Origin of the sequence: Streptomyces sp. NBC_01477 (assembly GCF_036227245.1) — a bacterium.
Lineage (GTDB): Bacteria > Actinomycetota > Actinomycetes > Streptomycetales > Streptomycetaceae > Actinacidiphila.
Window position 1 is genome coordinate 241,891 of sequence record NZ_CP109445.1, and the last position, 13,651, is coordinate 255,541.

General features: G+C 73.7%; 8 protein-coding genes. 5 read left to right on the forward strand and 3 right to left on the reverse strand.

Going from position 1 to position 13,651, the window contains the following annotated elements:
• Positions 1-162: 162 nt before the first annotated feature.
• Positions 163-1,260, forward strand: coding sequence for a terpene synthase family protein (locus OHA86_RS01065; RefSeq protein WP_329171588.1), 1,098 nt, complete (start codon positions 163-165; stop codon positions 1,258-1,260).
• Between the two features lie 93 nt (positions 1,261-1,353).
• Here the strand turns inward: OHA86_RS01065 and OHA86_RS01070 are convergent, their stop codons facing one another.
• Positions 1,354-2,838 (reverse strand): PKD domain-containing protein, encoded by a 1,485-nt coding sequence (locus OHA86_RS01070; protein ID WP_329171589.1) that lies wholly within the window; start codon positions 2,836-2,838, stop codon positions 1,354-1,356.
• Positions 2,839-3,029: 191 nt separating this feature from the next.
• Entirely contained in the window at positions 3,030-4,532 is a 1,503-nt protein-coding gene (locus tag OHA86_RS01075; protein WP_329171590.1) for an arabinofuranosidase catalytic domain-containing protein, read from the reverse strand.
• 779 nt (positions 4,533-5,311) lie between these two features.
• Here OHA86_RS01075 and OHA86_RS01080 point away from each other — a divergent pair.
• Both OHA86_RS01080 and OHA86_RS01085 read left to right on the forward strand, forming a co-directional pair.
• Positions 5,312-6,718, forward strand: coding sequence for a hypothetical protein (locus OHA86_RS01080; RefSeq protein ID WP_329171592.1), 1,407 nt, complete (start codon positions 5,312-5,314; stop codon positions 6,716-6,718).
• Positions 6,719-6,795: 77 nt separating this feature from the next.
• The gene (locus OHA86_RS01085) at positions 6,796-7,809 is read left to right on the forward strand and encodes a YqcI/YcgG family protein (protein ID WP_329171594.1); all 1,014 of its coding nucleotides are present in this window, start codon (positions 6,796-6,798) and stop codon (positions 7,807-7,809) included.
• 230 nt (positions 7,810-8,039) lie between these two features.
• On the opposite strand, the gene OHA86_RS01090 is transcribed toward OHA86_RS01085, so the two are convergent.
• Positions 8,040-9,686 carry a (2,3-dihydroxybenzoyl)adenylate synthase gene (locus OHA86_RS01090; protein ID WP_329171596.1) on the reverse strand — a complete coding sequence of 549 codons (1,647 nt, stop codon included), beginning with the start codon at positions 9,684-9,686 and terminating at the stop codon, positions 8,040-8,042.
• 460 nt (positions 9,687-10,146) lie between these two features.
• On the opposite strand from OHA86_RS01090, the gene OHA86_RS01095 reads away from it, so the two are divergent.
• Positions 10,147-10,470 carry a phosphopantetheine-binding protein gene (locus OHA86_RS01095; protein WP_329171598.1) on the forward strand — a complete coding sequence of 108 codons (324 nt, stop codon included), beginning with the start codon at positions 10,147-10,149 and terminating at the stop codon, positions 10,468-10,470.
• Complete coding sequence (locus tag OHA86_RS01100) at positions 10,467-13,610, forward strand: alpha/beta fold hydrolase (RefSeq protein WP_329171600.1); 3,144 nt, start codon at positions 10,467-10,469, stop codon at positions 13,608-13,610. Before OHA86_RS01095 ends, OHA86_RS01100 begins: the two co-directional genes overlap by 4 nt.
• Positions 13,611-13,651 lie beyond the last annotated feature (41 nt).

Here is a 13,651-nt window from a genome sequence, read left to right on the forward strand (position 1 = left end):
GGCGGTCCGCCTCGCGGACCGCCCGGACGGTCCTGCGCGCCCTGTGCCGGCGGACCCGTCCGGCCCACCACCGCTTCGACGGGAGTACGGCACGACCTCCTCGCACCCGACGGGCCCACGGGGACGCCGCTCTCATGACTCGACACCACAAAGGAGCACGCCATGCAGACGATCCCGCACACGGCCGCCCGGCAGCTGCTTCATCTGCCGCCGCTCTACTGCCCCATCGACGCGGCCGTCCACCCCGAGCTCGACAGCATCGAGCGCGATTCCCGGGCCTGGCTCGACCGCTTCCGCCTCTACACCAGTGACATCGACCGGGCCTGGATCATCGCGCGGCACTACCCGGAGGCGATGGCCCGCATCTATCCACTGGGCATCACCGACCGCGTCGCGCTCACCGCCCGCTGGCTGCACTGGATCTTCTACGTCGACGACGTCCGCATGGAAACCGCCACCACGCCCGACAAGCTCCCTGCGGCGATCGGCCTCACCAGCCACCTGCTCCGCGTCATGGAGTCTCCGGCCGCCGAACCTGCGGCGGACCGGACCGGCCCGGTCGCCGCGATGCAGTCGCTCATGTCCTCGGTGCAGGCCGTCGCCACCCCGACCCAGCTCTCCCGGTTCGTCGAGGCCCACCGCAAGTGGTTCCACGCCATCCTGTGGGGGATGTCCAACCCGGCCCCCGCCGGCCTGGACGAGTTCCTGCACCTGCGGATGCTGAACGCCGGCGGCGCCGCCAGCCTGTGCTGGTCGGAGATCACCACCGGGGAGGAGATCCCCGGCGCCGAATTCCACTCCCCCGCCATGCGCGCACTGCAGGAATCCTCCTTCCTGATGATGGCCCTCGACAACGATCTGCTCTCCTACAACCGCGAACTGCTCATCGACGGGACCACCCTCAACATCGTGATGCTGCTCGCCCGGCTGAACGACTGCCCGCCGGAGGAGGCCCTCCGCCAGGCTGTGGCCCTGCGAGACCGGCTGACGACGCTGTTCCTGAGGCTGCGCGAACAGGAGCACGCCGGGATGAGCGCCGCGGGAAGGGCCTACGTCGCGGATCTCGCCTACGCGATCCGCTCCAACCTCGACTGGGGCTCGCACTCCGCCCGCTACACCGCGGTGGCCCCCCGCGACCAGCTCCCGCCGACGGATCCCGCGCCCATCCCGCTGACACTCACCGACCACCCCAGCGACCCCAGCACCGAACCCGTGCCCTGTCCCTCGATCGCCTGGTGGTGGCAGCAACTGCACGCGTGACCGGACCCGCAGCCCTGTCCGCGACCAGCGGTGCGCCGCGGGCGCTCGGCCCGGTCCCCGGCACGGATCCGGCCCCGAAGCGCTCCGCCGCGGTCAGTCGATCTGCTGAGGGATGAGCAGGTCGAAGTATCCGTCGAGGTCGACGATGACGTGTGCGCTGCCGGAGCTGTTGAGGTGCAGTCTCACCAGGCCCCCGTTGGTGTTGCCGACCACGACGGTGTTGGAGATGGTCTGGCCCTTCGACCAGTTCAGGACGGAGGACTTGAGCAAGGTGTCATTAAAGTACCCGTCGTAGGGGACCAGGACGCCGGCGGCGGTCGGCTGGGTGATCGTGATGTGCAGCAGCAGGCCGTTCGCGGTCCTGGCGCCCTGTCCGTCACCGAGGTTGAGCCGCAGGTAGACGTCGCCGCCGGCCGGGATCGGCCCGGTGGAGGCCGTGCCGGTCGCGTTGCGGGTGTCCAGGATGCGCTGCTGCCCGCCGTAGCGGAAGGACGGCGTGACGTCGGGTGAGAAGTACCCGTCGTAGTCGGCGATCAGGTGCACCGGGCTCGAACTGTTGTTGTAGAAGGTGATCTTCCGGTCGGGTGCGGCCAGCGTCATCAGGTTCGCGACGGTCTGGCCGGCGGCCCAGTTGAGCTGGGAGACCCCGGGGCGCGGCTGTCCCGCCGGATACGCCGTCAGGACTCCGGGCGCGGTGGATCCGGTGGCGGTGACGTTGAGGACGACGGCCGCCGGGTGCTGCGCGGCCGTGGACGGGACGGTGAGGGTGAGCGAACCGTGGGCCGGGACCGGGGTGGTCGTCGGCACCCCGAGCCTGGCGCGGGTGTCCAGGACGCGCTGGGACTCCTGGACCTGGTTGAAGTAGCCGTGGGCGTCGCTGTAGTAGCCCTCCAGGTCCGCGATCACGTGGACGGTGCCGGCGGAGATGTTCGAGAGCTGGATCTTTCCTTCGTTCACCGGCACGGTCACCTGGCCGGCCAGTGTCTGCCCGGCCGCCCAGTTCACGGACGACGAGCCGCTGCCGAAGTTGTACGCGCCGACGTCGAGATAGCCGGCGCGGGTGCCGCCGGTGACCGTGACGTTCAGCACGACGGAGGTGACCCGGGTGGCGGGGACCTGGCCGGTGCCGGTCACCGGCAGGACGATGGTGGTGCTCGGAATCGGCGCGGTCCCCGGCACGCCGATCCCCGCGCGGGTGTCGAGGATCCGGACCGGGGTCACCGGGTTGTACCCGGAGCCCACCCGGATCTTGCTGTCGGCCACGTGGCCCGGCGCACTCGTGCCCGCCGCGGTGGTGGCGACCACGGTGGGGTCGTACTGCCCCGGTTCCGCGTAGAGGTGCTCGGCTGTCGCCGCGGACGTCACCAGAGGCGTGGTGCCGTCACCGAAGTCGTACGTGTACGAGACCGGCCCGGAGTCCTCCGGCCCGGACGCGGAGAACGTCATGTCCAGCGGGGTCGTCCCGGACGTCGGGCGGACCCCGAGGGACACGTACACCGCCGGGCCGTCGGCCATCGCGGCGCCCGCGGGCAGCATCGAGGCCGCGGCCAGCGCGACAGCGACCACCAGATGTCTCACGTGCATCATTCCCCCTGGAGTCCGGCACCCGTCGCGGCAGCACGTACCCGGCTGCCGCGACGGATGGTGGGTGGACATCACATGTCCGTCGGATGACGGGCGCTGTCCAGCCCGTTGGACCCGCGATGCCGCCCTATGGTTGCGCTGCGCCGCGGACGCGCTCCTTGCCGCCGGCTTCGGCGGCGGCCGGCTCAGTCGAGGTGGAACTTCTGCGCCGCCCCGCCGTTGCAGTCCCAGATCTGCAGACGGGTGCCGTTGGCCGTGGCGCCGCTCGGGGAGTCGAGGCAGCGGCCGGACTGCGGGTTGAGCAGCGAGCCGTCGGCCTGCTGCTTCCAGACCTGGCCGCCGACTCCGTCGCAGTCCCAGAGCTGGACCTTGGTGCCGTTGGCGGTGCCGTTGCCCGCGATGTCCGCGCAGCGGCCCAGGGTCTGCAGCGAGCTGTCGCCATTGTGGGTCCAGTGCTGGTCGGCCGCGGCGGCCTGGCAGTCCCACAGCTGCACGGCGGCGTGGTTCACGCCGGTGTCGTCGCCGTCCACGTCGACGCACGTGCCGCCGGGGCCGGTGATCGTGGCGCCCGGGCTCCCGCCGCTGTCGCCGGAGTAGCCGGCCGCCACGATGTCGGCCTGCACCGCGTTGTCCGCCGCGTCCGTGGCGAAGCCGGACGTCATCACCCCCTCGAAGAAGGACCCCGCGGAGGCGTTGCTGTTGTCGCCGCCGGTGCCCAGGACGATGGAGCCCTCCTGCTTCATGGGCGTGTAACCGCCGCTGGGCAGAGCGCCGTTCCACCAGGTGGAGAGCCCGCCCGACTGGGAGTTGCCGCCCTTGAGGGCGAACGACGTCTGTCCGTTGTTCTTCAGCAGGGCTGTGACGAAGGGGCTGTTGTTGCCCTTGTTCGCCGGGTTGCTGCCGCTGCCCTGGAAGAGGCCGTTCTCGAGGTCCGCGGCGACCCACGGTCCGGTCCCGGTGCACGGGGGGAGGTGGCAGCGCGTCCCGATGTAGACCGCGTCCATGTGGCCGTTGCCGGTGTCGGAGACGGTGTGCTCGGCGTTGCCGTAGTCGAAGCAGCAGCCGCCGTTGACGTGCGTGCCGCTCGCCACCATGTACATCGACTCCGGCCGGCCGCCCACGGCCACGCCGGCCGCGTCGGTGCGGCGGTAGCCGGTGCCGGGCGTGACCAGGACGCCGTACACCGGGTGGCCGGCGACGGTCACCGGCAGTGCGCTCGCCGAGGCGCCGTGGTCGGCCGCGCCCGCCGTGCCCGCGCCCTCGACGCCGAGGTCGTTGTGCCGGGACGACTGGTCGTAGATCTTCGTGATGACGCAGGACGTGCCCGCGCAGAAGGTGTTCTGGGCGGCCGCGTTGGCGTAACCGCCCGCGGACAGCAGCCCGATGTCGCGGGTGGTGCCGTCCGAGGCGCGGGAGACCTGGTAGAGGCTGCCGTTGTAGGCGGAGTAGAGCGCGCGCACCGTGCTGTGCGCGGCGACGCAGGGGGTGCCGGCGGCGGCGTAGATGTCGCAGGGCCGGGACCCGGCGGCCTGCGACGGGACGGGGGACGCGGCCAGCGCGCCGAGGACGAGGGCCAGGCCCGCGCCGAGCGCGAGCAGCGCCCGGCGCCATCGGCGCGGCGGCGACGGCCGCCGCTGGGCCGCGCGTGCGGGCGGGGACGCCGCGGCGGCGGCTCGTGGTCTGCGCATGCGGTGAACACTCCTGAACGGTGGGGGGGTTGACGGGGAGCAGGACGCGGGGAAGCCGCGCGTCCCGGCATGCGCACAGGATGTGGAGCCCCGATTTTTTTCGTCAATGGCACGGAAAAATACGGCTCCCGCGCCCGCTCACGGACCCGTGCGGCCTCGTCCCCTGGTCAGCGCGCCTTCCACGGCCTTCTCCGCCCCGCGGCGGCACCGCCGGATTTCGCGCGCGCGTTGCGTTCCTGTCACACGCGTTCACGTTCCGCCCGGCGCGGGCGGACACCAGGTCCGTGATCGCCGCCCGCGCACCGGCCCGTGCGGCGGCCGGCCCCGAGGCCGCGTGGGCGAGGTCGTCCGGATGACCCGGGCGGCCCGGGAGGCCGCCTCATATGCACGCTATTTCCTCGTCGGATTCCGGGGTGATCCCGGCATGCGGGTGCCATGGTCTGAATGACGGATGTGGCAGGACAAATACTCGTGGAGATCGGCACCGTACGCCGCGGGGCGGAAGCGGCGGGATTCCAGACAAATCCGGGATCACGGCACATGCCGTCATCCTGACGGCCATGGGCGGACCTGGAATCAAACATAGAATTCACAGTCTTTTTCTCCAGACCACCTCGCGGTCCAAAATTCCGGGGCGCCGCCGACGGATAAACCGGGCCCGGGGCTTGACGCGTCCGCAAAACAAGAACAAGGCTTGCCCGAATACGAATGGGCGGCTCGTGTGTCACCCCGTTCACACGGCCTCCGCATACCACGCCCCGTTTCCTCTGGAGGACCGAATGCCCCTGGACCAGCCGGAGAACTTCGCGCCCCTGGCCGCGGGAAACCCGCATGACGTCGTCAGGGCGTTCTCGGCCAACCCCGCCTTCCGTGCGGCCGAATGGGAGGAACTCACCACGGAGGACAACCCGTACCGCCGGCCGGTCCGGCCGGACGACCTGGCGTGGCTCGACTACAGCACGCAGATGCCGGTGGCCAAGGCGCTCAAGCTCAGCGCGCTGCTGGGCCACCGGATGCTGCGCAACGTCTACGACAGCGAGTTGCTCTTCCTGCCGCCCGCCGCGAGCCCGGCCGCCGCGAGCGACGCCGCGACCTTCTACAGCGACAGCAACCGGACGCTGGGAGCGCTGGCGGCGCCCGTCCTGGAGCGGCACCTGTTCAGCCTGCTGGAGTCGGAGCGCAAGCCGCTCGCGGCCTACGGAACCGACCAGGTCACCGCGGCCATCGAGGCCTACCACCAGCAGCGCACGGCGGAGACCGGGCGGGCGTTCACCACCGCGCTCGGCACCAGTGACCGCAAGGCCTCGGCGACGTTCGTACTTCTCCAGCTGAGTGCCTACCTGCCCGCCAGCCGCGTCGCCATCGGACGCGCCGCGCTGGGCGAGTTCGACGCCGGGCACCCCGGCGCCCGCGTCGCGCTGCTGGACGACTACCGCACCTGGGCCGGGCTGCACCCCGAATACCGCTCCCTGCTGGAGGGCGCCGGGCTCACGACGACCACCGGGGCCTACTGGCAGCTCTACCTCGGCACCTCGCTGGCCCGCGGCAACCACCTGCACCGGCTGTCCCGCAACCGCGAGCAGTACCCCGAGTTCCTCGGCGCGCTGCTGCACCACAGCATCGACCAGTCGGTCACCGCCGCCCGGTTCGCCGACGTCTTCGAGGACGGGTTCGGCGTACGGCCGACGCTCTTCGACCACCTCGGCGGGGAGCCGGGGCACCTGCGCGAGCTGGCCGGCCGCTGGGTGGGGCCGCTGCGCCGGCTGTACGGCCCCGAGGCCGTCGAGCGCTTCCACAACGGCTTCGCGGACGCCGCGTGGCTGGCACAGCTGTGGGACGAGGACCTGGCGCAGCAGCTCGCGTGGGCCGACGACATCCCGCTGCACCAGGAGAAGGCGGAGCGGATCCACCGGCACATCGAGGACAACGGCATCACCGTGGACCTCGACACCTTCGTGGAGAGCAACGAGGAGACGTCGACCACCCATGTGCACGACGAGCACCGGCTGGTGATGGTCGAGCGGGGGGAGATGCACTTCTGGAACAACGTCACCCACAAGATCGACCTGCACGAGGGCGACAAGGTGCTCATCCCGGTGTCCCGGCTGCACGGCTCGACGGTGCTGTCCGGCGAGTGCACCTACCACCAGCCGATCATCCCCGAGGACATGTACGCGCGGTTCTGACGGCGGCTGCCTCCCGTACGGCCCCGCGTCCGGTGCGCCGGCCGCACGCCTCCCCTTCCCGGACGGAGTACCTTCACGTGCCCCACGACCGATCCCTCCCCCCGGCCCGTGCGACCGCGGCGGCAGGTTCCGCCGCCCGGCTGCCGGCCGGCCGCGTCATCGGCGCCACCCCCGCGTGGGGTGCGGCCGCCGCCGAGCAGCTGCTGGAGACCCTGCTCGGCGCGGACCAGCCGTTCCCCTGCACCTTCGCCGTCGCCGCCGTCAAGAAGCAGTCGCTGTGCTTCGGCTTCGTCGACAGCCCGCACGACGAGAGCACCTGGGCGCCGCTGGCCGGCATCCTCCGCGAATACCTCGGCCTCTACCAGCAGCTCGGCAAGGACACCTCGCTGGTGGTGCTCTTCCGGCCGGAGGAGCGGCCGAGCACCCTGGACGACTACTTCGACCGCTTCTGGGCGGTGCTGCAGTACCTGCACGACGGGGACACCGAGCCGTGGCCGGCCTCGACCCCGCTGGACCCGGGCGAGGTGTGGTGGGAGTTCAGTTTCGGCGGTACGGAGATCTTCGTCGTCTGCAACACCCCGGCCCACGTCAACCGGCGCAGCCGCCACAACCGGAGTTTCATGATCACCTTCCAGCCCCGCTGGGTGTTCGAGGGCCTGGAGGCGCACACGCCGCGCGGCGCGAAGGCCCGCCAGGTGATCCGCAACCGCATCCGCCGCTTCGACGGCATGGAGCCCGCGGGCGAACTCGGCAACCACGGCGAGGAGGGCAACCGGGAGTGGCGCCAGTACTTCCTGGCGGACACCGCCGACGGGACGGTCGCGGCCTGCCCGTTCACGGCCAGGGCCGGCGCCCGCGGTCAGCAGCAGGTGCCCGTGGCGCCGCTCGCGGCGGACGCCGACCAGCCGGCGGACTACTCGGTGCTGGTCAACAGCGAAGGCCAGTTCTCGCTGTGGCCCGCCGCGGTTCCCGCGCCCGGGCGCTGGCGCACGACGGGCGTCAGCGGCGGCCGGGAGGAGTGCCTGCGGTACGTGTCGCGGGTGTGGACCGACATGCGGCCGGCCAGGTCCCGGCAGCGGGCCGCCGCCTGACCGGCGGCCGGGCGGTGTCCGCGGGCACCGCTCCCCGGCGCGCTGCTCCCGCGGGGCGGATCCGCCGGGCGGGCACCGGACGTGGGACCGGACCGGCGGCCGGGCCCGCCGGTGGCGATGCCCGGGGGCGCCGGGAGGGCCGGGGTCCGGTGCCCGCCGCCCCCGGAAGTCCGGGGGCGGTTCCGCCTGCCGCCGGCCGGCCGGACGCCCCGTCAGACCGGCGGGGCGCCTCACCCCACCGGCGGGGCGACGGGCCGCGGTGCGGGCACCCGGGCCGGCAGCGCCTTGCGGTCCACCTTGCCGATCGCGGTGAGCGGCAAGGAGCCGATGGCCGCCAGGCGGTCCGGGACCTTGTACGCCGCCAGCCCGCGCGCCCGCAGGAATTCCCCGACCTCGGCCGCCGTCGGGCAGCCGGCGCCGGGCTCGACCACGACGAAGGCGGCGATGCGCTCGCCGAGCACCGGGTCGGGTTCGCCGATGACGGCCGCCTGGCGGACCGCGGGGTGCGCGGCGAGCTGCTCCTCGACCTCCTCCGCGGACACCTTGTCGCCGGCCCGGTTGATGACCTCCTTGATCCGCCCCTCGACCACCAGGTCGCCGCCGGGCAGCATGCGTACCAGGTCCCCGGTGCGGTACCAGCCGCCGGTGAAGGCGCGGGCGTTGTGCTCGGGCAGCCGGTAGTAGCCGCGCAGGGTGTACGGCCCGCGGGTGAGCAGCTGCCCGACGGCGCCGGGCGGGACGTCCCGGCCCTCGTCGTCCACGATCCGCACCTCGTCGCCCGGGCTGAGCGGACGCCCCTGGCAGGCCAGGACGCGGTCCTCGGGATCGTCGAGCCGGGTGAAGTTGAGCAATCCCTCGGCCATGCCGAACACCTGCTGGAGCGTGGCGCCGAACACCGGCCGTACGCGTGCCGCGGTGGCGGTGTCCGGCTTCGCCCCGCCGACCTGGACCAGCCGCAGGCTGGAGACGTCCTCGGGCATCCCCTCCTGGGCATCCAGCCACAGCCCGAGCAGCGAGGGGACCAGCGCCGTGGCGGTCACCCGCTCCTCGGCGACCAGCCGCAGCGACTCGCCGGGCTCGGGGTCGTCCGGCATCACCACCGTGCCGCCGACCGCCAGGGTGCCGAGCACACCGGGGCAGGCCAGCGCGAAGTTGTGCGCGGCCGGCAGCGCGGCGAGGTAGACGGTGTCGCGGTCGAAGCCGCACACGTCGGCGGCGGCCCGGACGTTGTAGGCGTAGTCGTCGTGGGTGCGCGGGATGAGCTTGGGTGTCCCGGTGGTGCCGCCGGACAGCAGGAACAGCGCCACGTCGTCGGCGGGTCCTGGCGGCGGCAGCGGGGTGCCGCGCAGGGCGCGGCCCGCCGCCTCGACCGCGTCGAGCCCGGTGAATTCCTGCGCCTCGCCGACGACGAGCACGTGCGGCAGGTCGGTGCCGGGCTGCCCGGCCACCGTCCTGGCCAGCTCGCGGTAGTCGTAGCCGAGGTAGCGGTCGGCTATCAGGTAGCCGCGGGCTTCGGAGAAGGCGCACAGGTGGCCGATCTCCTTGAGGCGGTGGGCCGGCAGGGCGTAGACGGGCAGCGCCCCGATCCGCAGCAGGGCGAAGGTGGCGACCACGAACTCCGGGCAGTTGGGCAGGTGCACCACGATCCGGTCCCCCGCGGCCACGCCGAGGTCCAGCAGCCCGCGCGCGAGGTCGTCGGCGCGGGCGTCGAGCTCGGCGTAGCCGACTCTGCGGCCCTCGGCCACCAGCGCCGTACGGTCGCCGTGCTCGGCGGCGGAGCGGCGCAGCAGCTCGCCGAGCGGCTCGCCGCTCCAGTAGCCGTCACCGCGGTGGCGGGCGGCTTCCTCGGGGGGCCACGGTACGCATCCGGGCAGCATGCGGGTCGTCCTCTCGTCACGGTCGCGGGGTGCCGGGCGCGCGGCGGCGGCCGACGGGCCGGGAGCCCGCCGGTCAGGGCCGGTACGGCGTCAGGCGGGCTGCCGCGGCGGCGGTTCCGGCTCTCTCCCGGCCTCCCCGCGGGCGGGCTCCGGCACGGCGGCGACGCCCGCCTGGGCTCGCGGACGGCGGGGCGGACGGGGCGTGAGCGGTCATATGAGAGCCGTCCTATTTGCGTCGGCGCAATTCCCGCGGGCACGACCGGAGTCATTCCGCGGGGCTCGCGGGAACACGAAAAACGGGACAGGTTGTCACAAATGCTTTAGGGAAGCCTTGCCTAAGTTTGATTAGCGTAGCTAGCATCCGCCGACATGTCCATGTGTGATTCCGAGCAGGTATCACCGCCGGACCCGGTTTCCGTCGCGTCCCGCGGCGGTGCCACCAATCGAACGGGGGAATTCAGTGACGCGGAATTCAGCACGACCAGCCGCGCCCGCAGGCGACGCGGGAACAACTCCCGCGCAGGCCGCGGCCGGCGCCGACCTCGACCCCGACCGTCTGCGCGGCATTGTCGCGGACGTCCTGGGTATCGCTCCCGACGTGATCGCCGACGACGACAATCTCGTCGCCCTCGGAGTCGACTCGGTCAAGGCGATGACGATCTCCACAGAACTGCGCCGGTACCGGACGCGGGTGCGGTTCGCCCGCATGATCGAGGAACCGACCCTGGCGGCATGGTGGCGGCTGGCCACCGAGGGGACCGGCGACGGGGGGCGGGCCGCATGACGGCGGGCGGTACCACCGGCTCACCGTGGCTGCGCGCCTTACGGGACGCGGGCGGGTCCGCGCCCGCCCTGGTCCTCTTCCCGCACGCGGGCGGCAGCGCCGGCGCCTACCGGGCGCTGGCGAACCGCTTCCCCGCCGGCGTCGAGGTGCGGGCCGTGCAGTACCCCGGCCGCGAGACCCGGGCGGGCGAGCCGCTGATCGACGACATGAACACCCTCGCCGACCAGGCGGCGGACGCCCTGCGCCCCCTGCTGGGCCGCCGCCTGGCGATCCTCGGCCACAGCATGGGCGCCATCGTCGCCTACGAGGTGACCCGCCGTCTGGAGGCCTGGGGCGCGACGCCGGAGCGGCTGTTCGTCTCCTCCCGGCAGCCGCCCGCCTTCCAGGGGACGGCGCACGGGCAGCGGCACATGATGGACGAGGACAGCTTCGCCGAGGTGCTGCGCAGGACCGGCGGCACACCCGCGGCGCTGCTGGACGACCCCGAGATGCGGGCGTACCTGCTGCCCATCGTCCGCAACGACTACCGGCTCGTCGAGACCTACCTCCCCTCCCCCGGCCCCGCGCTGCGCACCGGCGTCGTGTCGATCGCCGCCGAGGACGACGGGACGGTGTCGGCGGCCCAGGTCGAGGGCTGGCGGCGGACCACCGACGGCCCCTTCGAGCACCTCACCTTCCCCGGCGGGCACTTCTACCTGCTCGACCGGCCGGCCGACCTGGCGGCCGCCGTCCTGAGCCGGCTCGGCTGGCAGCAGGACGCCGCGGGACAGCGCACCGCGCCCGTACGCAACCCGGTGCCGGCCGCCCCTTCGGCGCACGGCAGCCGCAGCCCGTACGAGTCCCCCCGCGCCGGGGAGCCCGCTCCCGCGGCCCACGGCGACGTCCCGGTGTTACCGGCGGCCGACCCCGTCGCCGTCGTCGGCATGGCGGTCCGCCTGCCCGGCGCCGACACACCGGAAGCCTTCTGGCGCAACCTGCGCGGCGGCGTCGAGTCGCTCAGCACGTTCACCGACGAGGACCTGATCGCCTCAGGACTGCCGCCGTCCGCGCTCACCGATCCGGCCAGGGTCAGGACCCGGCCGGTGATCGACGGCCCCGAGTTCTTCGACGCGGGCTTCTTCGGCTACAGCCCCGGTGAGGCGGCGGCCACCGACCCGCAGCACCGGCTCTTCCTGGAGTGCGCGTGGGAGGCGCTGGAGTCGGCCGGCCACGACCCGCGCGGCTTCGCGGACGACTCGGTGAGCGTGTTCGGCGGCACCGGGCCCGACAGCTACTTCCTGCACCACCTCCACCCGCACCACGCGGCCGGGGGCCCCGGCGCGGGGTCCTTCCAGGACCTGCTGGGCAACAGCGGCGACTTCCTCGCCTCGCGCGTGTCGTACAAGCTCGACCTGACCGGCCCGAGCGTCTCCGTCCAGGCCGGGTGCTCCACCTCGCTGGTCGCGGTGCACCTGGCGGTGCAGAGCCTGCTCGCGGGCGAGTCCGACGTGGCGCTGGCCGGCGGGTCCACCGTCTACTTCCCGCAGCGGGCCGGCTACGTCCACCGCGAGGGCGGCGTCAATTCGCCCGACGGGCGCTGCCGCGCCTTCGACGCGCGCGCCGCGGGGACCACCCCCGGCGACGGGGTGGCGGTGCTGGCGCTGCGCCGGCTCTCCGACGCCCTGGCGGCGGGCGACCCCGTACTCGGCCTGATCCGCGGCACCGCGGTCAACAACGACGGGGCCGCCAAGGCGAGTTTCACCGCCCCCGCGGTCGATCCGCAGAGCGACGTCGCCGCCGAGGCGCTGGCCGTCGCCGGGCTCGGCCCGGCCGACATCGACTACGTGGAGGCGCACGGCACCGGCACCCCGGTCGGCGACGCGCTGGAGATCGCCGCGCTCACCGACGGGTATTCCGGCGCCCCCGCCGGAAGCTGCCGGCTCGGGTCCGCCAAGCCCAACGTCGGCGACACCTGGGCGGCGGCGGGAGCGGTCGGACTGGTCAAGGTGCTGCTCGCCCTCGACCACCAGGAACTGCCGCCGGTGATCAACTGCACCGAGCCGAACCCGGCGATCGACTTCGCGGCGGGGCCGTTCCGGCTCAACACCGAGGTCACCGCGTGGACACGGGGCGACCGGCCGCGCCGCGCCGCGGTCCACACCTTCGGCATCGGCGGGACCAACGCCCACGTGGTGCTGGAGGAGGCGCCGCGGGCGACCGCCCCCGCGCCGGAGGAAGAGGGCGGCAGGTGGCACGTCCTGCCGCTGTCGGCACGCGGCGACAGCGCGCTGCGCGCCCAGGCGGCCCGGCTCGCCGACCACCTGGAGGCCCGGCCGGGCCTCCGGCTGGACGCCGTGGCCCACACCCTGCTGACCGGGCGGGCCCGCTTCGCCCGCCGTGCGGCCGTGCTCGCCCGGGGCCGCGCCGAGGCGCTGCTCGCGCTCCGCGCGCTGGCGGACGGCGCCGCCGCGGAGAGCGCCCCGGGCTGGACCCTGCTGCGGCCCGCACCGCGGGCCGCGGCGGAACCGCGGACCGGCTCCGCGGTGCCGGCCGCGCCCGGGGCCGGCCCTGGAGCCGCCGGGCGGCCGACCGGTACGACGCGCGCCGCAGGACAGGCGGACGCCCGTGACGCGGCGCCGGAGCGGGCCGTCCGGCAGGCCCGGCAGTGGGTGGACGGCGGCGACGGCGAACCCGCGCAGGCCGCCGGCGGGCCGCGGCAGCGCGTCGTGCTGCCCACGTACCCCTTCGAGCGGGTCCGCCACTGGGTGGCCCCGCCGCTCTTCACCGGCACAGCGCCCACCGCCGCCACGCCGCCGCAGCCCCGGCCGCCGCTGGAGACCCCCTACGCTCCCCCGGCCGACCAGCTGGAGGACCTGGTCGCCGAGGTGTGGGGGAACGCCCTCGGCATCAAGGGCGTGGGGCGCGACGACAACTTCTTCGACCTGGGCGGCCACTCCCTCATCGCCGCCCACGTCACGACCGCCCTGCGCGAGATCCTGCCGGTGTCCGTCGGCCTGACGGACCTGCTGGACGCCCCGCCGACCATGGCGGCCCACGCCGAACGCCTCCGCCCCCGCCTGCACGACGCGCTGAGCGCCCTGCCCGCAGAAGAGGCCGCGGCACTCGCGGCACAAATCGGCGGGACCGCGGCCCGCGGGTGACGGGAGGCCCGGCCGGCCGGCCGGGCGGCGGGTCCGCGACC